At 50.4% G+C, this 22,724-nt stretch carries 22 protein-coding genes, 1 tRNA gene, 1 rRNA gene and 1 other annotated feature (1 of these 25 cut by a window edge); of the genes, 7 read left to right on the forward strand and 17 right to left on the reverse strand.

Annotated elements, in window-relative coordinates:
• The 7 genes from NW747_RS01905 to leuC all read right to left on the reverse strand — a co-directional run.
• Window positions 1-680 (reverse strand): 16S ribosomal RNA (locus NW747_RS01905); it reaches 889 nt to the left of the window's first position.
• A gap of 343 nt (window positions 681-1,023) precedes the next feature.
• Window positions 1,024-1,956, reverse strand: a complete 933-nt coding sequence (locus tag NW747_RS01910) for a DUF1848 domain-containing protein (protein WP_273187801.1) — start codon at window positions 1,954-1,956, stop codon at window positions 1,024-1,026.
• 6 nt (window positions 1,957-1,962) lie between these two features.
• Entirely contained in the window at window positions 1,963-2,979 is a 1,017-nt protein-coding gene (locus NW747_RS01915) for a helix-turn-helix transcriptional regulator (RefSeq protein WP_273187802.1), read from the reverse strand.
• 263 nt (window positions 2,980-3,242) lie between these two features.
• A complete protein-coding gene (locus tag NW747_RS01920; protein WP_273187803.1) occupies window positions 3,243-3,785 on the reverse strand; it encodes a nitroreductase family protein in 543 nt (180 codons plus the stop codon).
• 187 nt (window positions 3,786-3,972) lie between these two features.
• The gene (gene leuB / locus NW747_RS01925) at window positions 3,973-5,046 is read right to left on the reverse strand and encodes a 3-isopropylmalate dehydrogenase (protein WP_273187804.1); all 1,074 of its coding nucleotides are present in this window, start codon (window positions 5,044-5,046) and stop codon (window positions 3,973-3,975) included.
• 1 nt (window position 5,047) lies between these two features.
• Window positions 5,048-5,539: a 3-isopropylmalate dehydratase small subunit gene (locus NW747_RS01930; RefSeq protein ID WP_273187805.1), complete on the reverse strand. Its 492-nt coding sequence runs from the start codon at window positions 5,537-5,539 to the stop codon at window positions 5,048-5,050.
• On the reverse strand, window positions 5,539-6,798 hold the full coding sequence (gene leuC / locus NW747_RS01935; RefSeq protein WP_273187806.1) for a 3-isopropylmalate dehydratase large subunit: 1,260 nt from the start codon (window positions 6,796-6,798) through the stop codon (window positions 5,539-5,541). Before leuC ends, NW747_RS01930 begins: the two co-directional genes overlap by 1 nt.
• Before the next feature lie 42 nt (window positions 6,799-6,840).
• Window positions 6,841-7,044: a binding site (T-box leader), on the reverse strand.
• Window positions 7,045-7,190: 146 nt separating this feature from the next.
• Here leuC and NW747_RS01940 point away from each other — a divergent pair.
• The 3 genes from NW747_RS01940 (at window position 7,191) to NW747_RS01950 (ending at window position 8,605) form a co-directional block, all read left to right on the forward strand.
• Window positions 7,191-7,517, forward strand: a complete 327-nt coding sequence (locus tag NW747_RS01940; RefSeq protein WP_273187807.1) for a 7(1) septoil knot domain-containing protein — start codon at window positions 7,191-7,193, stop codon at window positions 7,515-7,517.
• Window positions 7,518-7,811: 294 nt separating this feature from the next.
• The gene (locus NW747_RS01945; RefSeq protein ID WP_273187808.1) at window positions 7,812-8,345 is read left to right on the forward strand and encodes a hypothetical protein; all 534 of its coding nucleotides are present in this window, start codon (window positions 7,812-7,814) and stop codon (window positions 8,343-8,345) included.
• Window positions 8,346-8,350: 5 nt separating this feature from the next.
• A complete protein-coding gene (locus NW747_RS01950; RefSeq protein ID WP_273187809.1) occupies window positions 8,351-8,605 on the forward strand; it encodes a TIGR03905 family TSCPD domain-containing protein in 255 nt (84 codons plus the stop codon).
• Between the two features lie 92 nt (window positions 8,606-8,697).
• Here the strand turns inward: NW747_RS01950 and pdxR are convergent, their stop codons facing one another.
• Window positions 8,698-9,783, reverse strand: coding sequence for a MocR-like pyridoxine biosynthesis transcription factor PdxR (pdxR, locus tag NW747_RS01955; RefSeq protein ID WP_273187810.1), 1,086 nt, complete (start codon window positions 9,781-9,783; stop codon window positions 8,698-8,700).
• Between the two features lie 150 nt (window positions 9,784-9,933).
• Here pdxR and NW747_RS01960 point away from each other — a divergent pair, with 150 nt between their 5' ends.
• Window positions 9,934-10,488, forward strand: coding sequence for an ECF transporter S component (locus NW747_RS01960; RefSeq protein WP_273187811.1), 555 nt, complete (start codon window positions 9,934-9,936; stop codon window positions 10,486-10,488).
• A 196-nt stretch (window positions 10,489-10,684) separates the two neighbouring features.
• Here the strand turns inward: NW747_RS01960 and NW747_RS01965 are convergent, their stop codons facing one another.
• The 6 genes from NW747_RS01965 to NW747_RS01990 form a co-directional block, all read right to left on the reverse strand.
• A complete protein-coding gene (locus NW747_RS01965) occupies window positions 10,685-11,662 on the reverse strand; it encodes an AEC family transporter (protein WP_273187812.1) in 978 nt (325 codons plus the stop codon).
• A 12-nt stretch (window positions 11,663-11,674) separates the two neighbouring features.
• The gene (locus tag NW747_RS01970; RefSeq protein ID WP_273187813.1) at window positions 11,675-12,652 is read right to left on the reverse strand and encodes an AEC family transporter; all 978 of its coding nucleotides are present in this window, start codon (window positions 12,650-12,652) and stop codon (window positions 11,675-11,677) included.
• 73 nt (window positions 12,653-12,725) lie between these two features.
• A complete protein-coding gene (locus NW747_RS01975) occupies window positions 12,726-13,646 on the reverse strand; it encodes a LysR family transcriptional regulator (RefSeq protein ID WP_273187814.1) in 921 nt (306 codons plus the stop codon).
• A 125-nt stretch (window positions 13,647-13,771) separates the two neighbouring features.
• On the reverse strand, window positions 13,772-13,924 hold the full coding sequence (locus NW747_RS01980; protein ID WP_008859835.1) for a hypothetical protein: 153 nt from the start codon (window positions 13,922-13,924) through the stop codon (window positions 13,772-13,774).
• Window positions 13,925-14,073: 149 nt separating this feature from the next.
• The gene (locus tag NW747_RS01985; protein ID WP_273187815.1) at window positions 14,074-14,763 is read right to left on the reverse strand and encodes a response regulator transcription factor; all 690 of its coding nucleotides are present in this window, start codon (window positions 14,761-14,763) and stop codon (window positions 14,074-14,076) included.
• The gene (locus NW747_RS01990) at window positions 14,732-16,231 is read right to left on the reverse strand and encodes a sensor histidine kinase (RefSeq protein WP_273187816.1); all 1,500 of its coding nucleotides are present in this window, start codon (window positions 16,229-16,231) and stop codon (window positions 14,732-14,734) included. The genes NW747_RS01985 and NW747_RS01990 overlap by 32 nt, the downstream gene beginning before the upstream one ends.
• A gap of 245 nt (window positions 16,232-16,476) precedes the next feature.
• On the opposite strand from NW747_RS01990, the gene NW747_RS01995 reads away from it, so the two are divergent.
• From NW747_RS01995 to NW747_RS02005, 3 genes are all read left to right on the forward strand, one after another.
• Window positions 16,477-17,922 (forward strand): ArnT family glycosyltransferase, encoded by a 1,446-nt coding sequence (locus tag NW747_RS01995; protein WP_273187817.1) that lies wholly within the window; start codon window positions 16,477-16,479, stop codon window positions 17,920-17,922.
• Between the two features lie 172 nt (window positions 17,923-18,094).
• Window positions 18,095-19,558, forward strand: coding sequence for an ISLre2 family transposase (locus tag NW747_RS02000; protein WP_273187597.1), 1,464 nt, complete (start codon window positions 18,095-18,097; stop codon window positions 19,556-19,558).
• 133 nt (window positions 19,559-19,691) lie between these two features.
• Window positions 19,692-19,767, forward strand: a tRNA-Cys gene (locus NW747_RS02005).
• Window positions 19,768-19,961: 194 nt separating this feature from the next.
• On the opposite strand, the gene NW747_RS02010 is transcribed toward NW747_RS02005, so the two are convergent.
• From NW747_RS02010 to rplQ, 3 genes are all read right to left on the reverse strand, one after another.
• Window positions 19,962-21,158, reverse strand: a complete 1,197-nt coding sequence (locus NW747_RS02010; protein ID WP_273187818.1) for an MFS transporter — start codon at window positions 21,156-21,158, stop codon at window positions 19,962-19,964.
• Window positions 21,159-21,238: 80 nt separating this feature from the next.
• Window positions 21,239-22,186, reverse strand: a complete 948-nt coding sequence (locus tag NW747_RS02015; protein WP_273187819.1) for a DUF805 domain-containing protein — start codon at window positions 22,184-22,186, stop codon at window positions 21,239-21,241.
• 183 nt (window positions 22,187-22,369) lie between these two features.
• Window positions 22,370-22,711 carry a 50S ribosomal protein L17 gene (gene rplQ, locus NW747_RS02020; protein ID WP_008859829.1) on the reverse strand — a complete coding sequence of 114 codons (342 nt, stop codon included), beginning with the start codon at window positions 22,709-22,711 and terminating at the stop codon, window positions 22,370-22,372.
• Window positions 22,712-22,724 lie beyond the last annotated feature (13 nt).

A 22,724-nucleotide genomic window follows, 5' to 3' on the forward strand; every position in this document is an offset into this window, starting at 1 on the left:
TACTCCAGCTTCCCAGTTTCCATCCCATCACGGGGTTAAGCCCCGCACTTTTAAGATGGACTTAGAAAGCCGCCTGCGCGCGCTTTACGCCCAATAATTCCGGACAACGCTTGCCACCTACGTATTACCGCGGCTGCTGGCACGTAGTTAGCCGTGGCTTGCTATTCGGGTACCGTCACTTCCATAAGGTATTAGCTTACGGACCGTTCGTCCCCGATCACAGAGCTTTACAACCCGAAGGCCGTCATCACTCACGCGGCGTTGCTCCGTCAGGCTTTCGCCCATTGCGGAAGATTCCCCACTGCTGCCTCCCGTAGGAGTCTGGACCGTGTCTCAGTTCCAGTGTGGCCGTTCATCCTCTCAGACCGGCTACTGATCGTAGGTTTGGTGGGCCGTTACCTCACCAACTGCCTAATCAGACGCAAACCCCTCTTCAGGCGATAGCTTACAGGTAGAGGCCACCCTTTCCTTGGAAGATCATGCGGTCTCCCAAGCGTATTCGGTATTAGCAGTCGTTTCCGTCTGTTGTCCCCATCCTGAAGGCAGGTTGTTTACGTGTTACTCACCCGTTTGCCACTCGATTCTAAAAGAAGCAAGCTTCTCTTGTCCTCTCGTTCGACTTGCATGTGTTAAGCACGCCGCCAGCGTTCGTCCTGAGCCAGGATCAAACTCTCCATGATAGATTGTTCGTTTGGCTCTTTATTTCTTGCCTTACTCATTAAAATTGCTCGGTATTGCTACCTCGCACATCGGCTTGATTCGTTCGCTGTACTGTTCAGTTTTCAAAGAATCATCGCTCTTCAAGCGACTTGATTATCATATCACGAAGTTTTCGTTTTGTCAAACTCTTTTTTGAAAGTTTTTCAAACTATTTTTTCGTGATGCTGTGTGACAGCTTCATGATAATATCACATTTGCTTTTCTCTGTCAACAGCTTTTTATTTTTCTATCGGCTGTCTCAAGATTCAGCGTAATAAATTATAGCAATTCTGCTATCTTCTGTCAAGAATATTTCTGATTTTTTTAAAAAAGGCTTGTTTCTCTGTCTATCCAGCTTTCCTGCCGGGCATTTTTGATTTCATCTCCCCTTTCCGCTTCGCCCAAAAGAAAGGGGGAAAAGGGGTTATGCTGCTTCCTGTTTTCCATTACGGCTGCCCTGGTTTCATTGGCATAGCAGTAGCGGCAGAAATGGGTGCAGCTGCTGTAGGCGCCTATGTCATGGCCCAGAAGGCAGGCGCATCCTTTTCTGACATGCCTGTTTTCATAGGAAGGAATTTTCAGGGACACGCCCAGGAGGTCTTCCACTTTTTCCTTTGTGAGGCACCCTGTGGTATCCACTCCCAGGGCTGCGAAGGATGGATTTTCCAGGCAGGAAACCAGTTTCATGCCGTGTTTTCCTGATATGTCCACAAATTTTTCTACCAGGAAGAGCTGATCTTCATGGCTCACCCGGCGGGCCATGGGAAAATTTCTGAGAGTTTTCCCGTAGAGGTCAATGAAGCTGAAAATGCAGGTATAGGTATATCCTTCCAGTGCTTCTGCCAGGGAGGAAAAAGCGCGGATGTGATAATTGATGTCGTAATTTCCCCAAAGAAGGACCGGGTCATAGCGCCAGCACAGATGGGACGGTCCAAGGCGGTCTGACAGGGCGCGAAAAGAGTCAATCACCTTCCTTTTATCCGGCACCTGTGGCTCTATATCTTTCCCGTAAGGGGTAATGGTAACATGCCAGAGCTGCTGGAAAGGCGAAAGTATATCTCCATAGGGCAGAAGGGGCCCCGGATTTTTTGTGCAGAAACAAATAAGATCCACCACTTCCGGATGCAGTGCATAGCAGGTGACCTGGGAATGGTGGAAAGGATTTCTTACCATGACGAATCCATCTTTCAACCGGTTCAGGAACCAGGGAGTGTAAAAGGCAGGGATGTCGGTGCGCTGCCCCGTATTGATAATCATAGCTTCCTATTCCTTTTCTTCATTTTCCAGACAGATGGCTTCTGCTTCTTTCAGCCACTTTTCCCGAAGGGAGGTGGGCGAAAGCATTTTCACCCGCTTTCCCTGGCTCAGGAGCCACATGAGGATACCGTCGCCGCGGATGACGTCGGTGATAAGGAAACTGCCGTCTTTCTGGGCTTTTGCTTTGGCTGTAGGCAGCCTGTCCAGCACGGCTTCCAGGCTGGGGCCTCTATAGAGGAAACGGATATGTTCGGGTCTTCCGCCATACATATACTGGATGCTGTTTTTGAAAATGCCTTCTCTGAAGCGCCTGCCATAATTGACGGTAAAGGATTCGCCAGTATCCATAAGGCTGCTCATACGGTCCAGCCGATAGACTCTCGTATCGGCGCCGGTAAGTTTTTCTTCTGCCTTCGGTATGCCTACCACGTAGAAATAGTACTCCGAGAAAAGGACTCCTTCCGGACAGATTTCATGGGGACTTGCTTCTTTTTCCCCCTGCCGCCGGTAGTCGAAGGAAAGGACATGATGTTTCTTCACCGCTCCTGCCGCGATCCACAGGTTCTCCACATCCGGCTTTTCATGGGCCGGGTCCAGATAGTCGAAGAGTTCGCCTCGTATATATCGTTCCACTTCTTTTTTGTCGGTGTCCAGTACTGCTGACTGCAGGAGGCGGCGAAGCAGGGATTCCAGTTCCTTTTTATGGAAGGCCCGGCTGGCAAGAAGGATTTTCCCGATGGCATACAGTTCGCTGGGACGGATCATTTCTTCTTCCAGTTCCCGGATGCGGTAGACTTTCCGGGCCCGGTCATAGTAGAGTTCCCGGTGCACATGGTCCTGCTCTTCCCTTTCCGCCAGATATTTCCGGATTTCTGCCAGATATCGGCTGGCGGTCCGCAGATTGACACCAAAGGTTTCCACCATTTCCTGCCTGCTCACCGAACCTCCCCGGCTCAGCCGATCCCACAGGAAAAGGACTCGTTCCGTTTTCTTATCATCCCGATCTGTTTCTTTCTCTGTCATAACTATTCCCTGCCTCTCTTGTCCTCTGGGAAGTACCGCTGAACACATGGCCTGCTTTGATTCTTATAAAAGCAGGTTCTATGGATAAATCAGTACTTCCCTATGTCTATATCTATCTTTAAAAGATCCATTTCTTGTAATACCTGTACTAAATAATTATAACAGATTCAATATATTTTCAAAAGGAGAAAAGACGAGAAAGTAACCATGATAAAAAGCTGCGGAATCTTCCTGTGATTCCGCAGCTTTTTATCATGGCTCTTTTATCGGAAGGTCAGTACTTCTTTCAGAGGCTTTCTTTCATTGGCCGCCGGAATGACTGCCGGATGACCGACGCCAATGATGGCAGATACGTCATACTCTTCGGGGAGGGAAAGAATTTCCCTGATTTTTTCTTCATCATAGCGGCCCATAATCAGTGTTCCCAGTTCCAGCGCATTGGCGGCCAGGCAGAAATGAGCAGCTGCTACACCGGCATCAAAGGACTGCCAGTGAGTTCCTTTCGTGGTCGATGGCGTGCCGTCGGGCTCGAAGCCGGAAAGGCCTTTGATGGCGCAGAGCACCACCAGTGCCGGCGCGGCATGAATGTTTTCTGTATTCCATGGAAATTTCTTCGTGCAATCATCGGCAATCTTATTTTTCAGCTCTTTATCCAGTACTGCCACATACCGGATGGGCTGGGTATTCTCCCAGCACGATGCCATCTGGGCGATTTCCACCACATTTTCAATTTCCTGGGCTGAAATCGGTTCGTCGGTGTATTCCCTGATGCTTCTGCGTGAAATCAGACATTGAATTGCGTCCATTTTTTCCTCCTGCTGCTGCCCCTTTACATAACAGATTATCAATCATTAACCTCTGTTTATTTTATCATAAAAGGGACCGGTCTTCAGCTGTTTCCCTTTCTCAGAAAATGGGTTTATCCAAAATAAAAAGGCCTTTTACCATGAAATGGCAAGGGCCTTTTTTTATTTCATTAAAAAAATGTATGAATCAGTGAAGATGCTGAAGGATGGCTTCTGTCATGCCTTCACCGTCCACCTTTTTCATGCCTTCTCTGTAAATATCGCCGGTACGGTATCCGTCTTCCAGGGTATGATTCACCGCTTTTTCAATGGCATCAGCTGCCCGGTCTTCGTTGAAGGAGTAGCGGAGCATCATAGCGGCAGAAAGAATGGTGGCAATGGGATTGGCAATCCCTTTTCCTGCAATATCGGGGGCGGAACCGTGAATCGGTTCGTAGAGGCTTGTTTCCTTCCCGATGGAAGCGGAGGGCAGCATGCCGATGGAGCCGGAAAGGACAGCTGCTTCGTCGGAAAGGATGTCGCCAAACATGTTGCTTGTCACCACCACGTCAAAGAAAGAGGGATGGATGGCAAACTGCTGGGCGCAGTTATCCACATACATGTGGTCCAGATGGATGTCGGGATATTCTTCGTCATGCACCCGGACAGCCGTCCTTCTCCACAGGCGGGAGGAGGCCAGCACGTTGGATTTGTCCACGCTTGTCACATGGCCGCGGCGCTTTCTGGCTGCTTCCATGGCAAAGCGGGTAATTCTTTCCACTTCAGGAACGGAGTAGCTTTCTACGTCCCAGGCCCGTTCCACGCCGTCATTAATTTCCGATTCGCACCGTTTTCCGAAATAAATGCCGCCCACCAGTTCCCGGACAATCATAATGTCGGTACCTCTGGCAATTTCGGGCTTCAGCGGAGAGTATTCAATCATGGAATCCTGGATTTTCACAGGACGAAGGTTCACATAGAGGCCCAGGGATTTCCGAAGGCCCAGGATGGCCTTTTCCGGCCGCAGTGATGGTTCCAGGTGGTCCCACTGGTCTCCGCCTACGGCACCGAAAAGGATGCCGTCTCCCTTCCGGCAGGCATTCACTGTTTCCTCCGGCAGCGGCACGCCGTACTTGTCATAGGCTGTACCGCCGGCATCTTTCCATTCATAGGTGAAACCCAGATGGTAGATTTCATCTGTCTTTTTTAAGATTTCCACAGCAGCATCGGTGACTTCCCTGCCAATGCCGTCTCCTGGAATGACTACGATATGCTTTCCCATATTACCGATACTCCTTTACGTACTGAATCAATCCGCCTGCTTTGGCAATGTCCTGGATAAAACCAGGAAGGGGCGGTGCCTGGAAGGTCTCTCCTGTAGTAAGATCCCTGATCTTACCGGAGGAAAGATCCACAGACAGTTTGTCTCCTGCATGAATCCGTTCCACATTATCACCGATTTCCATGAGAGGCAGTCCCACATTAATCCCGTTTCTGTAAAAAATCCGGGCAAAGGAGGCGGCAATAATCAACGGTACGCCGCAGGCTTTAATAGCCACCGGTGCATGCTCTCTGGAAGAGCCGCAGCCGAAATTCTTTCCGCCTACCATAATGTCCCCGGGTCTGACTTTTTGGGCAAAGTCTTTATCAATATCCACCATGCAGTGTTTGGCCAGTTCCTTTGGATCAAAGGTATTGAGGTACCGGGCCGGAATAATCACATCGGTATCGATATTATCTCCATAGCGCCAAACTTTTCCTTCTAAAACAGCCATTATTCCACCTCCCTGGGAGCAGCAATCCGTCCCATCACAGCACTGGCAGCAGCCACCTGCGGGCCGGCCAGGTAAATTTCAGAATCTGTAGGTCCCATACGGCCTATGAAGTTGCGGTTCGTTGTGGAAACGCATCTCTCCCCGCTGGCCAGGATGCCCATGTATCCGCCAAGGCAGGGGCCGCAGGTCGGTGTGGACACCGCGCAGCCTGCGTTGATAAAGGTGTCAATGTAGCCTGCATGCATAGCGGCAAGGTAAATGGCCGGGGTGGCGGGAATCACGATGCAGCGTACCCGTGGATGCACTTTGTGTCCTTCGAAGATACGGGCTGCAATGGCCAGATCTTCCAGCCGTCCGTTAGTGCAGGAACCGATAACCACCTGATCAATGGGGATGTCTCCAAAGGTGCCTACCACCTTTGTGTTTTCCGGCAGATGGGGGAAGGAAACCACAGGCTTCATGGATGACAGATCGATGACCACTTCCCTCTCATAATGGGCATCATCGTCTGCTTCCACCACATCATAGGGCTTTGTAAACCGGCCTTCAATATAGGTCTTTGTCTTTTCATCCACCGGGAAAATACCATTCTTGCCGCCGGCTTCAATGGCCATATTGGCAATGGTGAAGCGGTCGGCCATGGAGAGGGAAGAAACTCCGGGACCCGTAAATTCCAGGGATTTGTAGAGAGCTCCGTCCACGCCGATCATGCCGATTAATGTAAGAATCACATCTTTGCCGGTAATGTCAGAAGGCTTTGTACCAGTGAGCACAACCTTGATGGCATCAGGCACTTTGAACCAGGCTTCGCCGGTGGCCATAGCCACTCCCAGGTCCGTGGAACCTACACCGGTGGAGAAACCGCCCAGAGCCCCATAGGTGCAGGTGTGGGAATCGGCGCCTATGGTAACCATGCCCGGGCCTACCAGTCCTTTTTCCGGAAGGAGGGCATGTTCAATGCCCACCCGGCCCTGTTCAAAATAATGGACAATCCCGTTTTCCCTGGCAAAATCCCGGACAATCTTGGCAAGGCCTGCGGACTTGATATCCTTGGCCGGCTGGAAATGGTCCGGCACCAGTACGATTTTTTCCCTGTCAAATACAGGGCGACCTACCTTTTTGAAAGCTGCAATGGATGGCGGCGCCGTAATATCATTGGCCATCACCAAATCTAGACTGCAGTAAATCAAATCTCCCGCTTTCACAGAATCAAGTCCTGCATGCTTTGCCAGGATTTTCTGTGTCATTGTCATACCCATTGAAAAGCCTCCTATACTACCAAATAAAAAAAGTCTCCGTCTCAAAGAGACGAAGACTCGCGGTACCACTCTTATTCACGCCAAAGGCATGCACTCATGCTGATAACGGTCAGATTCCGTCAGTGCCTACCTGTTCAGCACTGCAGCTCAGGGACGAGTTCAAAATCCGCTTCTGTCATTTTTCACCATCCAATGACTCTCTGCAAGCAAGTAGGGATTTTTAATGCTTCCTGTCAACGCTTTTGTGAAGATACGAATACTCTACCACATTCCTTTTCCTATTGCAAATAAAAATTTAAAAAATCAGGTTTTTAAGGACAGAGTATGTCATGCTCATGTTATATAATATATAAAAATCAATCACCTTTTATTTTCAAAAAAGGAGGCTCCTTATGAAAAAAATATGCTGTATTCTCGCCTTTCTCCTGCTCCTTCTGGCAGGAAGTGCTGTGGACGCTGCCGGTCCCATCAACCGGGACGGATATTTCAAAAACATACGCCTTGCCGGACGGGTACGGGTGGTGGACTCCTTCCCTGACCTGAAAGTACAGGTGGTTTCTTCCTTCCCGGATTTGAAGGTAAAAGCGGTGGATTCCTTCCCTGATGACATCGGAGAATGGCAGTTTGTGGACTACGGGGAAGACTTTACCATCCAGTTCGTAGACAGCTTCCCGGATATCCGCATCGAATTTGTGGACTCCTTCCCCGGCGTGTGCTGAAAGGATGAAAAATATATTCTCACCACCTTCTTTCCGTGATATGATAGAAAAAGAAACCGCCCTGAGCAAAGCACCGATTAAAGTGCTCGCTGATTTTATTTCGGAAATGGTATGCAGTAAAGGGGACTTTTCTGCCGTCAGAGGCCATAAAAAATATTATGAAATCAACCTTCTGCATGGATCCGCACTTCTGGAAAGGAGGGGCTTCCTACGAAAAAAACTCTGTGCATCGTTTCTTCCCGGCCCGATGCCGGCCTGTCCAATGAAATTCTCCACCTGATCCGGGAAGATGAGATGAAAGACCAGGATCCCGCCCTGGAGCCCCACCTCCGTGTCATCACCATGAATGAAGACCAGTGGCATCTCCATAAAAACACCATCATTGCAAAATATCCCGTGCTCTTTATCGGCCTGCCGGAACAGGGCCGATGGCTTCCCGAAACCATGGCAGTCCGATTTACGAAATACGGCATTACCTATGGCTGGACCGGCCGGCATGCCTTCCTCACCGTCAACGAAAAGGCACTGAAGGACCATGAAGTGTACAGCCAATTTCTGACAGAGCTGAAGGCCCTCTGCAGTCTGGGGGATGTCATCAAAAGCCCCCGGCGGCTGGACGCCCTTCAGCTCATAGGCATGCTCTGCGTCGCCCTGCTGGTGCCCTTCGGCAGCATACTGGTAGGCGGAAAGCTGATCAAAGACTGGTATGCCAATGATAATCTTGTCAAGAAGCAGCAGTATGTATACGGCATCTTCCACCTGTACCGGAATCACATGAAAGAGTTTCTGGACCAGGACATGCCGGGAAAAGAAATGCAGAAAGGATGAATAAAATGAAAAGCTATGAATTTACTCCTCAGAGGGTATGTGCAAGGAAAATCACCTTTGACCTGGATGAGGAAAAAAGAATCCATCATCTGAAATTCCAGGGCGGCTGCCCGGGAAACCTTTCGGCCATTGGAAAGCTGCTGGAAGGAAGAAGCGCCCAAGAGGCAGCTGACATTCTCCGAGGCAACGAATGTGCCGGAAAAGGCACCTCCTGCGCCGACCAGCTTTCAAAGGCCCTGGAAAAGGCGCTGTCCGAATAAAGAAAATTCCCTCTTCCGGAAGTACTGATTCATCAGTTCTTCTGGAAGAGGGAATTTTTTTGATTTCTTTCTCAGCAAAGCGGGAGAATGAATCAGCGCTTCCTTAAGGCCTCCATCTTTCTCCTCCTTCTTCTCACCCGATTGATATGCCGTTCGAACCGGCCGCTCATAATGAATTCAGCCAGCACCAGCTGATCGAACACCGGCACCGTGCAGGAATAGAACCCCACCTTTTCCTCATAGAGGGGAAGAAGGGCTTCTGGAATTACCAGATACCCTACCCGGATGGAGGGGGCAATGGTTTTGGAAAAGCTGTTCATGTAAATCACCTCTCCCCCTGGCGAAAGGGAAAACAGAGTATCCTCGGGCTTGGACAAAAGGGTGAACTCCGAATCAAAATCATCTTCAATGATATAGCCCTTCCTTGCCCGGGCCCAGCGGATATACTCGGCCCGCTTGGATGCGCTGGCCGTAATACCGGAGGGATAGCTGTTGAAGGGAGTCACATGAAGCACCGACGCCCGGCTGCGCTGGAGTTCTTCAGTCTCTATGCCTTCTTTCCCCATGGTGAGCATCTCCAGCGGCACCTGGCTGGCCTCATAGACCTTCCTGATTTTTTCGTAGGACGGATTTTCCAGGGCATAGACACGGTTTCTTCCAAGCACCTGCACATTGAGGCCATAGAGGTATTCCGCCCCGGAACCAATGAGGATGGCCTCTGGCGATACCTCCATGTGGCGGCTCCGGGCCAGGTAGGATGCCAGCGCTTCCCTGAGCTCCACGCAGCCTTTATTGGGCGACGGATCCAGAATCTTTTCTCCGTAATTGGAAAGTACATTTCTCATGGTCCTGGCAAAGGCAGAAAAGGGAAACAGATCCCGTTCCCCTTCATCCCGTCTTTCCACCACCACCCGTTCCGACAGGCGCCGCTGGACCTTTTTCCCTTCTCCTACGGGATAGGAATCGCCTTCCTTGTAAATCACATAGTATCCGCTCCGCTCCCGGGGCTCCACATACCCCTCCTCGGCCAGAAGCTCATAGGCATGCTCCACTGTAATGACGCTGTACCCCGATTCATCGGCCAGCTGCCGTTTGGAAGGAAGCCGATCCCCTTCATGGTAAATCCGGCGGGTAATTTTTTCGCGAAGCTGGGTATAAAGTTTCATGTAGCCGGTCATGGATATCTCCTTTGGATTCACTGCGCCCTCCGGCGCAAAGAGTATAGAGGGCTCTTCTGATTATATTTTTTTGTCACATTCTGGTAATTTTAATAAGTTCAGTTTCATATTATAATTCATACCATAACAAAACGCAAAGGAGATATCACTATGACTCATGAAACTGTTTCACCGTCCCTGCCGGCAGCCGGAATCCGCCATAACACAAGGTGGCTCACCATCTGCGGCCTTATGATGGCCATGAACATCGGTCTTTCTTCCTTTGGCCTGCCTGTCCCCGGCGGCCACCTCTACTTGAACGATATCATCATCGTGACGGCGGCCCTGATCCTGGACCCCGCCGGTGCTTTCCTGGTAGGCGGTGTCGGTGCCTTTCTGGGAGATTTCTTCTTTTATCCCCTGCCCATGTTCGTATCCCTTGCATCCCATGGTCTCCAGGCCATGGCCATTTCCTATATATACCGCCACTGCTTCAGGAGCAGGCCTTTCCTGTCCCTGTGGACTGCCGTACTCACCGGTGCCCTGATCATGGTGGCGGGCTACTCCCTGGGCCGGGCCTATGTATACAGCACGCCTGCCTATGCCTGGATCAAGCTGCCCTACGAAATCCTGCAGGCCCTTTTCGGTGTTATCGGCGGACCCTTCCTTGTCTGGCGCCTGCATCTGGCTGAAAGGATTCAAAAGCTCCTGGAAGGAAAGTACTGACGCCGGATTGCCATGATGAAAAGGAAAAGGGGCGGTGAAGAAATGGGAATCATTTCTTCACCGCCCCTTTTTATGGTCTCCTCAAATCATGGGCCTCAGGTCATGAGAGATCCTGCAGGTCCCGCTGATTTTCCATCCCCTATGAGGAATATAAGAAACCTGAATCAAGGGAGACAACCCTGCCATGGCTCCTTCCTTAAAACACCGGAAAGAGGATACGGGCCAGGTAAATGGTACCGGTCATGGTAATGCAGGAAAGGAAGGTACTCATCATCACCAGCTCTGTGGCAAAGTCTTCGCAGTTATGGAATTCCACAGCATAAAGCACGGAATTCACTGCCGCCGGAACAGAAGCCATAATGAGTATGGTCTGGCTCACTGCCGGTGCAAAGGATACACCCATAATGCCCCAGACCTTAATCAGCAGGAACGCCAGCACCGGTGCCACTACCAGCCGGACAAAGCAGCCCAGCCAGGCATCCATATCGCCGAAGGAAATCTTACTTCTGTGAATCTGCATGCCCAGGGCAATCATGACGATGGCCACCAGGGCAGAGGCACAGTTCTGGAAAATAGGCCAGAGGAAGGTGGTGGTCATATCAAAGCCGGAATACTTGATAGTAAACACCGCCGCCAGGGTATAGAGCACAGGCATATGGAAGACCACAGACAAGGCATCCCGGGGTGTCAGTTTCCCCTTCCCGGCCTGGTAGAGGCCCAGGGTATTGAGACACATATTCATCTGTACCAGCATCATGGTAGCCGCCGCACTGGCTAGGGTCAGGTAGGGCGTTTTCCCGTCCACCACATAGGGCGCATTGGAAAATACCAGGGCAATCAGGGCAATCCCTATATTTCCGTTATTGGAAAACATGGTACCGTTTTTGAAGGCCTCGGTTTTGGAAATGGAATATCCCCGGATTTTCCCGATGGCCATGCCTATGAATCCCAGGATGAACATGAGTGCAAAGGACAGCAGAAATACGTGGAACATGGACATATCGATCTTTGCCACGTAAATGCTGTAGAAAATAAAGCAGGGAAGGACCACATAGAAGGTCAGTTTCGTCAGGGAAGATACGTCCAGCCTAAAGCGCCGGTCCATACAATATCCGATAGCCACGAAAATCAGAAGAGGCAGGATATTATCAGAAATAATCTGTAAAAAAGCCATCAATATCCCTCCTCAAAGCCCCAGGGGAAAAAGAACCCTGGACAGATAAATGGCAGCGGTCACCGTAAAAGCTCCTACCACCGTATTGAACAGAACGGACTGGGTCACAAAATCAGGATGGTTGTCGTATTCCACACTGTAAATAATCAGGGCCATGGATGAAGGAATGGCCGCATAGAGGAAAAACACCTGCTTCATCACTGGACTCATGTCCATGATAGAGGAAAAGAGGAGAAGAATGCACCAGGCCAGGAAAGGGGCCGCTATGAGCTTCATCAGCCCCGAAGCCAGCTGTGCAGCGCCCGGCTTCTGCAGGCGGCTTCTATGAAGCTCTATGCCGATGGTCACGGTGATAAGGACAATGAAAGCCCCGTTGAAATGCTGCAGCACCGGCCACAGGAAGGTATGCTCCAGAGGAATATCCGCCGCCCGCACAAGTACCGCCAGAAGAGCGGCATAGAGGGCAGGCATTTTCAGAAGGTAGCGGAAGAATTCGGAAACCGAAGCGCCCCGGCTTCGAATCAGGGCAGCACCAAACACATTCACCGCCATATTCATGACAATCATAAGCACCGCCATGGTTCCCAAAGCTTCTGCCAGATAGGGATGGCTGTTTCCTTCTGCAAAGGGAGGATGGCTGTAAATCAGCATAATCAGTGCAGCGCCGATATGGCCGGAATTGGAAAAGGTGGATACCGCCCGGAATTCATCGAACTTTCCCTTCTGGAGGTGAAGAAGGCGCCCCAGGCCGCCGGAAAGGAGGAACTGTACAAGAAGGAGCAGCACCGCCGCTGCCACCGCCGCCATTTCCATGCCGCTTCCCCGATAGCCGTAAAGACTGTAGAAAATGAAGCAGGGAAGCACCACCAGTATGGTGAGCTTGCTGTAGGTGGAAATATCGATTTTGAATTTGCTGTCCAGAAACCATCCGGCTCCGATGAAAACGAAAAGTGGAAGAATATCATTCCACAGAATGGAAAAAAGAATCATGGTACCCCCTTATGGATGCCAAAGCATCCCTGGTTTTATTTTTATGTAAAAATCGGTTCAGGAAAAGAGCCGGTTATGACCGAATGGAATGGATTGCATACTCCATGAAGGCCTCCCGGATGGACCAGGCGGGACTCTTCCGCTTCCATCCAAACGAAATGGTATACTTCGTTTCCCAAAGATCGATGCGCACCATGTCCCGGGAGGCTGCCTCTGTGGTCCAGTGAATCATATTGGCCGGGCAGAAAAGAGCGCCCACGGACCTCATGCTTAAATCAATGAGGGTCCCCATGTTATCAGAAGAAGCAGCAATCTCCGGTTTGAAGGAAGCCCTGTCCAGATAACCGGCAGCTGCCTCTCCGGCTACATTGTCCCGGCTGGTCACGACGAAGGGAACGGACCTCAGTGATTCCATGGATTCCAGATGGGAATGGGCCAGACTTTCTATATCATCCTCCGAAAAACCACGGCTGAAAAGCAGCTCCTTCGATACCAGAAAAGCAATGTGTTCCTCATAGAAAGGTCTTGTCACAATGCCTTCCATCGTTTTGCCGAAACGGGCCACCGCCAGGTCCAGGTCTCCTTCCCGCACCATCTTTTCCAGATCGGTGTTGCTGCTTTCCACCAGCGTAAAGGACACCTTTGGATAGAGCTTTCGGAATTCCGCACAAAGGGCAGGCATGATTTCCCGCTCCCTCATAAATCCTGTACCGATACGAAGAGTGCCTCTCCTATCATCAGCCACATCGGAAAGAGCACGACGCAGCTCTTCTTCCTCATCCGCCAGGCGGAGGGCGTATTCATAGAAAACCCGCCCGCCATTGGTCAGCTCCAAAGGTACATGGCGAAGGAAAAAGGGCATGCCCCATTCCTTTTCCAAGGAAGCCATACTGGCTGATAGAGCCTGCTGGGTCATATGAAGTTTCTCTGCCGCCCTGGTGAAATTTTTCTCCCTGGCCAGCACAATGAAATAAGAAATGCTCTGAAAATTCATGGGCCCTCCATCTGCAGTCCATTTTGACTTCATACAGTATACCGCAGGAAACAGGATTTATTCAATGAAAACAGCAGAAAAACAGGGAAGAAGAACTTCCCTGTCTTTCCCTGCCGCTCAGATGATTACCACAGGTGGAAAGCTAAATCAATACCGCAGATGTGGCAGATTTCATCAGCCCGATACATCCTCCGGCGGGCAAACCAGAGAACAATAGCTCTTTCCTTACCCATTTCATTCACAGCACCCATGATTTCTCTGCTCAGATTCTTTTTCATATGAAAGACCTTCTTTCTATACTCATGAGGAACTCTTTATCTTTCCTCTATGGGTAGTATAGAATTTCCCGGTCACAATATCCAACTGTTGATTTATGTAATTATTACAAACATCCCTTGTTTTTTAGTTTTCCAAAGGCCATGGCGCCTCAGGGTTTAAACTTATACCCCACGCCCCAGATGGTCAGAATATGCTTCGGGTTGGAAGGATCCTCCTCCACCGCTTCCCTGAGACGATTGATATGTACCGGCACAGTGGACGTATTCCCCAAAGAATCCATGCCCCAGATCCTGGTGTACAGGGACTCCCTGCTGAATACCACATCTGCATGAACCATGAGGAACTCCAGAAGCTGGAACTCCTTATTGGGCAGCACCTTTTCTATTCCCCTCACAAAAATGCGATGGGTATCGGGCTCCAGTGTAATGCCGCCAATGCTGATTTTCTTCCTTCTTTCCTCGGTGCCCTTCAGCCTTTCATACTGAGCCAGCTGGGACTTCACCCTGGCCACCAGTACGCCGGGAGAAAAGGGCTTTTCAATATAATCATCGGCGCCAAAGCCCAGTCCCCTGATTTTATCAATGTCGCTTCTTCTGGCCGTGACCATCATAATGGGAATATCGATCTTATCCCGAAGTTTCCTTACAATCTGAAAACCATCCATGCCGGGCAGCATGATATCCAGGAGAATCAGATCATACTCTCCGGTGAGGGCTTCCGTCAAACCGGCAGTGCCGTTTTCCTCCACCTTCACCTCATAGCCTCCCACCTCCAGATAATCTCTTTCGATGGAGGCAATATCGTCATCATCTTCCACAATCAGTATCCGTTTTTTCATGTATATCCTCCAATGGTAATACAATATCTACCTTCAATCCGTGAGGCTCTCTGCTGCTGAATGAAACCCTGCCCTTCATCAGATGCACCGCCCTTGCCACAATGGAAAGGCCCAGACCGCTTCCTTTGTCAGTGCGGCTTCTGGCCTTATCGGTACGGAAGAAAGCCTCCTTGAGCCGTCCCAGCGCTTCTTCCGGCACGCCGGGGCCGTCATCGGACAGGGTGAGGAGGGCCAGGCCGCCCTTTTTCTTTACCTCTATATCTATATGCACCCTCTCCTCTGTCTTGTAGCGGATGCTGTTGGAAACCAGATTTTCCACCACCCGTTCCAGAAGGAGAAGATTCCCTTCCACCTTCACCGCCTCTTTGGCTTCTATATGGAAATCGGCGCCATTCCTGCCCCAGTTCAGCCGGTTTTCCTCCACGAACTGGCTGACCACCCGGGATAAATCCAGCGATTCTGTAGGAAGGGCCTTCTCCCCGATATCCATTTTCGTCAGAAGCAGCAGCTGCTCCACCAGCCTTTCCAGTACATCCGCCTTTCTGCGGATAACCTGGAGATACCGCTCCTGCATGGCCGGCGTGGAAGCCACATGATCCAGAAGCCCTTCCACATAGGCCTTGATGGACGTAAGGGGCGTACGGATATCATGGGAAATGGAAGCAATGAGCTCTTTCCGTCTTTCCTCGTTCCCCTCTTTTTCCTCCAGCGACTGCTTCAGCCTCCAGGTCATGACATTAAAGGTTTCAATGGCAGGGGTGAATTCATCATTTCTGTCGTAATCCAGCTGCACCGCCAGATTTCCCTTCCGCACTTCCTCTGCGCCCCGTTCCAGTTCCTTTAAAGGCATAAGAATGCGGCCGATAATGAAACGGGAAAGAAAATAGCTGGTGCCCAGAATGAAGGCAAAGAGAACAGCCAGGATGAAACGGATCACTGCCCGTACTGCCTTTTCAATGGCGCCGTCAGTCCGGGCCTCGGGATGATGGGCCATGATGTAGAGATAACATGGCCTGTCCCCTATGATTTCCTTTTCTGCAAACCGGTAACCCGGCTCATCTGTCACACTGTAAATGCCGTTTCCATCCCTGCCATCCAGCCTGTCCAGGGCTCCTTCCTTTCGCAGCATATCCAGATCCTCCCGGCCTTTTTTCCCATTGCCATAGCTGTATAGAAGGGTCCCTTCCCTCTCTACTGCCACATAAGTGGCCACAGGATCGGTGATTTCCATGACCCAGGCATACCGGGACAGGGACTCATGGTGGCGAAGGCTGTGAAACACAGCAGTTCTAAGAATCTGGGTCATCACATTAAACTGGAATCCGCTCTCCGCAATCACATGGTTCCCGCTGGCGGCATAGAGATAGAGCCCTCCAAAGGCCGAGGCCAGCACGAAAAAGGTCATAAGGAAGGGAAGGATACATACTACGATATGGCTTACAATCAGACTTTTGCGAATGGTCATCATATCACCTGCTGCATTTAAGGATAAAGTGTCAGGGGCTGCGCCAGGGGCTCCCTGCCCGGAAGAGAGAAGGGCTCTCCTTTTCCCGGCCCTCTCCGTTTCCCTTATCATACAAACCGCCCCTGCGCCATGCAACCGGTATTTCTCCAATTTATTTTTTATTTAATGTTACATACAGAATCATTAACATCAGTCCTGTAGAGTACGGGGTGAAGAAACCATACGTCATCTCATCACTCGGGAGGATCATGATGAAAACGATTCGAAACCATCCTTATGTATCCCTTTTGCTTTTTACCCTTGTTCTTTACCTGGCAGGGAACCAGCTTTTAGCCGTGACGGATACGGCAGAATCCAACTACGCCCTCACCGCCAAGGAAATGGTGCTCTCCGGCAACTGGATTTCTCCCCAGATTTACGGCCGTTTCTGGTACGACAAGCCCATTTTCTATTACTGGGAGCTGGCCCTGTCCTTTACCCTCTTCGGGTTCAACGAAATGGCTGCCCGTCTTCCCGCCGCCCTCCTTGGTTCCGCCTCGGTGCTCTTTACCTATTGGTTTGCCCGCCGCACCTACGGGGAAAAGACAGGCTGGCTTGCCGCCATCATCCTGGCTTCCTCAGTGGAATGCTGGATACTGTCCAAGGCAGTGATTACGGACTCCACCCTCTTTCTTTTCATGAGCGCCGCCATCGCCTTTTTCTATCTGGGCTATGCGGAAAACAGAACATACTATTTCCTCTGCTATGTATCGGCTGCCCTGGCAGTCCTCACCAAGGGACCCATAGGCATCCTTCTCCCGGGCCTTGCCTGCTTCCTCTTCCTTCTTTATAAAAAGGATTTGAAGGAAATGATGCATGTGCACCTTCTGTCCGGCCTCCTTCTCTTCACCCTCATTGCCGGTGCCTGGTACGGCACCATGTGCTATCTTCATGGAAATGATTTTCTCCTGAATTTTATCGGTGTCCACAATGTGCTGCGGGCCACGGTTTCCGAGCATCCCTCTCACAATAAATGGTACTTCTACCTTATCGTTTACTTTGCCGGTTTTGCTCCCTGGAGCTTCTTCATTCCCTTCTCCCTGTACAAACGGTGGAAAGAAAAGAAACTGGATCTTCGAAGTGCCCATGATGCCACCCAGCTTCTCCTTATTTATGGTTTCGTGGTGTTCCTCTTCTTCCAGCTGGTGGCCACCAAGTACACCACCTACACCTTCCCGGCCCTGTTTTCCCTTTCCATCTTAACAGCCCTTCTTTACAAAAAACAGGATTTCCGCATTGAAAAGGCAGGCCTGGCCTGCGGTCTGGTATACACGGTACTGGCCGTCACAGTGGCCCCCTCCATCATGCTGAATCATTCGGGTAAGGAAATCGGCGAAGCCCTGGCCCATATGGACACTACCCATAAGACCATTGCGTTTCTGGATGACTACCGCACCTCCGCTGTCTTCTACAGCGGTAAAACCATTTACCGCGCAGAACCGGAAGAGAAAATTGCTTCCATGAAACCGGGAGGCCTGTCCTGGAATGCCAAGAACGTGATGCCCTTCATTTCCGAAGAAAAGCTGCTGCATGACCCCAATGTTCTGCTCATTACCAGAAATCACAGCACCTCCCCCTTCCTGGTCACCTACAATGAAGCAGAAAAAGCGGATCGCATCAGCATTCCCGGCCAGTATACCCTCTGGGTGCGATAGGCATCCATGCGTTTTACTCATGTAATCCTTTATAAATGGCAATTACCTCACTTAGTGTAAAATTTTACTCGGTAGGGGAATTTTTCCAGAAACAATAAAAAAGGAAAGCCTCCCTTTGAGTGGAAATGTTATAATTTCCGTGCACAAATAAAACAAAGAAAGGGCTTTCCTCATGGATATTATAACAAAAACTGGAGAAATTTGGAGTGAAAATGCAATAGGAGCAGTCATTTCTATCATCAAGGAATCTGATGATTCTATTGAGTCTGAAAGGAAGCTAACTCATTGGCTCACTGAAATGAACTGTCAGCTTATAGCTATGGCCCTGGCGCGTATTGACACTGAGCTGTATCAGATTTACAAGGTACAGGGGTGGCGTGTGGCGCGCCGGGACTCTAGGACGATTTGCTGCCGCTATGGAGAGCTGACCTATACCCGAAGACTTCTGCAGAAAGAAGGGAAGAGCTTCTATCCCCTGGACTGCAAAATGGGCTTTGAGTCCAGAAAACACTACAGCCTGGGAATGATTGAGCGGATTGTCGAGGCTGTCGCAATTACCACATCTCGCAGTGCCAGCGAACTCCTGCAAAGCCTGGCAGGGATTACCATCTCCCATCAGTCCGTTATCTCACTCAAGAATTATGCCGGTAAGAAGGCAAAGGCTTACGAAAAAGCATTGGCAGAAGAGGAAAAGGTTGAAAAGCCGACACAGCCGGAAATTATAGCGATTGAAGGAGATGGAATTGTACTCAAGAACAAGGAGAAAGGCGGCGTTTCGGAAGTGCACCGCCTCCAGGTATATGAGGGAGTCAGGAAAAATGGCAACAGGACAGAACTGGTAGGACTTCGCTGCTTTGCAGCTACCAGCAGAAAAGAACTTTTTGCAATGGTAGCAAGCTATCTGCATGGGCACTATGACCTGTCTAAGACCACAGTGCTGTCGAATGGGGATGGAGGTTCCGGGTACCAATTTCAGGACTTTGATCGAATAGTAGAAGGCTGCCTGGATCACCAGCACTTCCTCGACTGCTATCATGTGCATGAAAAGATCCGGACTCGGCTCAGCTTCTGCAACAGAAAACTGATAGACCGTATTATCCGAGAACTTCACCAGAGCGACGATATTATGAAACAGATTCCCGTATGGATGGATACTGCCCGGAGCTGCGCCCGAACAGAGGCGGATTTGGAGGAGGTAGACAAGCTGCAGAGCTATCTGAAAAGAAATGCTCCCTATATCCCTAGTCTGAGTCAGCGCGGCATCCATACAGAGATTCATCTGGGTACTGCAGAAACAAATCACCGGTTCTATAGCTATCGCATGAAGCGGCAGGGACGGAGCTGGTCCAGCGAGGGAATGGAGTGTATGGTTTGGGTATTGACCGCCCGGAAGAATAAAACACTTACAGCAGCTCTCCTGTACCATGCTAATGGGAAAAGCTACAAAAAGATGGATAGAGCCATGCACAAGGCTACGGTGCAGGCAGAGCGTAAAATCGCCCAGAATGTCCGGAGTGAGGCGCAGAAGCGTAAAATGAGAAACTATAGGCCGGGATGCCTGGAGGGGCGTATAGGCGTTTATGGAGCTTCTTCTTCACCAATGGGGAGACTGGCCAGAGCTATACAGAAATACTGATTAAACCGAAGCCACGGAGATAGTAATTATCGACAGTCAAATGAATTACCGAGGAAAACTTGACACTTACATTACCTCATAATCGGCTTTACTTTTTCGAAAACCTGCGATATACTAGAAAAGTCAGATTTATGGCGGTGTAGCCAAGCGCTAAGGCGTGGGCCCTGCAAGGCCCTTATCCCCGTGTTCAACTCCGGGCACCGCCTCCACCAAATACAAAGCACTGTGGATTCCCATTCACAGTGCTTTTTGATTTTTGGGATCAACGAATAAAAAGGGGCTGTGAAGAAATGGAAATCATTTCCTCACAGCCCCTTTTCTGTTTTCTGAAAAAGCATGGACCTGCCTGCTTTCTTCTTTCCCGAAGGGAGGAAAAGCCTATCTCTTTCCCGTCAGGAAAGGATCAGCCCCTGTTACGGAGCTCCCTGCTCTTTCTACCCATAAAAGGCAGGTAGCAAAAGATGCAGAGGAGGCCGCAGACAAGAGCCAGCAGGCCGCCGGCAAGGCCAATGTAAGGCAGGTATCCCCGGGCCGTCAAAAGGCTCCCTATATAGGTTCCGCTGCCGATGCCCATATTAAAGATGCCGGAGAAAATAGACATGGCCACCGGAGCAGCGCCGATAGACAAATGACGGATGATTTCCGACTGCATGGCTATGCCGTAGAGTGTATTCACCACGCCCATGGCCAGGAGGCAGAAGAGAAGCACCGGCAGAAACGGGGCTCCCTCACGGAGAAGGAAGAAGGGAACCAAAAGGCCGCAGGCGCCGGTCATAATAATCAGTTTGGGATAGGTGCCAAACATTTTAGAAAAGGCAAAGCTTCCCAAAAATCCCGTACTTCCCAGGAAGATAAGCACCACCGTAATGGCCGCAGGAGCCAGATGGGCCACAGCGTGAAGGAAAGGCTCAATATAGCTGTACACCGTGAAGTAGGCAGAAGCATAAAAGATCGTCATTCCGAAAATAACAGCCACCGGCCTGTTACGGAAAAGCCCGGGCAGATCTCCCGGGGTGAAAGGTTCTCCCGGAGAAAGCTGGGGAAATACAAAGAACAGATACACCATGGCTCCGGCGGTAACCAGGGCAATGAGCAGGAAGGTCATACGCCATCCCAGAGCCAGTCCAATGACCCGTCCTAAGGGAAGGCCGAAAACCATGGCCACCGCCGTACCGGCTGCCACCATGGACAGGGCAAAGGGCGATTTTCCTTTGTCCACCAGTCTCGCTGCCAGAGGCGCTGCAATGGACCAGAAAATGGCATGGGCACTGGCCACCAGAATCCGGGCGCCCATAAGCAGAGGAAAGGAAGGAGCCATGCCGCTGGCCAGCTGTCCCAGAGCAAAGAGAAGGAGCGTAAGCAGAAGAAGGGTCTTCTCCTTCATCTTTCCTGCTGCCAGCATAAGGGGCAGAGACAGGATGGCTACCATCCAGGCATAGACTGTAATCATAATGCCCGTTTCTGCTTCCGTCTGGTCAAAGGACTGGGAAATATCCATAAGCAGGGCAATGGGCATAAATTCAGAAGTATTAAATACAAAGGCAGATACAGTGATTCCCAGAAGAGGAAGCATCTGCCTTAAAGGAACAGGAAAAGTCATCCATCCTCCTTATTGACTGAAAAAAGGAAACGCTGATTCCCGGGAAGGGAAAATCAGCGCTTCTGCCAATAACAAAATCATCACTCTTTCGGCACAGGGCCGTACTTGTTTTTCTTGTTTTCTCCGGGGAAAAAGGCCAGAAGAACCACGGCAGCCATGAATATCACTGCCACCACCCTGGTAGCCATGAGCTGACTGCCAAGGAACTGACCACCCAGCTGGTTAATGGCAAAAAGGAGAAGGAAGAATACCCAGTAGTAGAGATGAGAAAGGCCAATATCCGACAGGCGGCGCATGGCCAGGCTGATAAGGGAAATGAAGCACAGAGTGCCCACCACCAGGAAGGTGAAGATGTAAAGATTCAGGTCTCCCTCAAAGAGCTCCGGCCGAAGGCAGGTGAACGAGAAGAGAATGGCAGCCGGTATGCCGGCGCCCAGCATTTTAGGAATATAGGAACGGCGGCTGATGCGGCCCACCGGATTGAAGTAGGTTTTGAAGATTTTGTGCCCCAGCCCTTTAGCCTCTTCCGCCTGTTTTTCTTCAATGGCTTCATTGTCGGAAAGAACCTTCGCTTCTTCACTGTCCATAAGAGCAATGGTTACCACCTTTTCCCCCTTTTCCGGTTTGGTTACGAAAATGGAGGTCACCGTATCGGAGAAGATGGTCATGGCCGGGGTGTCTTCCCCCTCTCCTTCCGATGCAGAAAGTTTTTTTATCAGATCCTCCCTTTTGTCCAAAGGAAGCTCCATGTAAATGGCTGCGGTTTTCTTATTCCGGATGCACACACCGATGATGGATACCTCCATACCGTAGAAAGGAAAATGTTCCTGACCTTCCGAGAGGGAATAAAATTCAATGTGCTTATCCTCGTCCATCCTTTCCCTGGTGGCCGTATATTCTCTGGAAATGCTGCGGAGGCTGTCACCAAGACGGATTTTTCCAGCCCTTCTGGGTTTTCTGTGTTTTCCGCCGCCAGCGGCTTTTCCTGCATTTTCGCTAATGTCGGGGATATCAAAATCCATATTCATTGCTTTACGCTCCTTTATAGGGGACTCCTGATTTGTAACTCTCACTTCCTGAGCCCTGTCAATAATCCCCTTTATTTTAACATGACCGGCAGGGAGATGAAAGATAAGAAGCCGCCCTCTGCAACCATAAAAATAAAAAAGAACCGGCGAAAAGTCACCGGTTCTTTTCTTTCAGACAGGAAATCAGTCTACCAGGGCGATGATTACTTCAGGAGCATTATCGCCAAGACGGCCGTCCAGTTTCACAATGCGGGTATAGCCGCCGTTGCGGTCTGTGTATTTCTTTGCAATTTCGTCAAACAGTTTCTTTGTAACAGCCTTGTCCATGATGAAACCTTCAGCCTGACGGCGGGCATGGAGATCGCCTCTCTTAGCGAGGGAGATCATCTTGTCAGCTACATGGCGGAGTTCCTTGGCCTTGGACTCAGTGGTCTTAATCTGGCCATGCTGGAAAAGAGCGGTTACGAGACTGCGCAGCAGGGCCTTGCGGGCACCGCTGACTCTTCTCAATCTACTACGTGCCATTTCTTTCCTCCTA

Origin of the sequence: Dialister succinatiphilus (assembly GCF_928721695.1) — a bacterium.
In the GTDB taxonomy this organism is placed as follows: Bacteria; Bacillota; Negativicutes; order Veillonellales; family Dialisteraceae; genus Dialister; species Dialister succinatiphilus.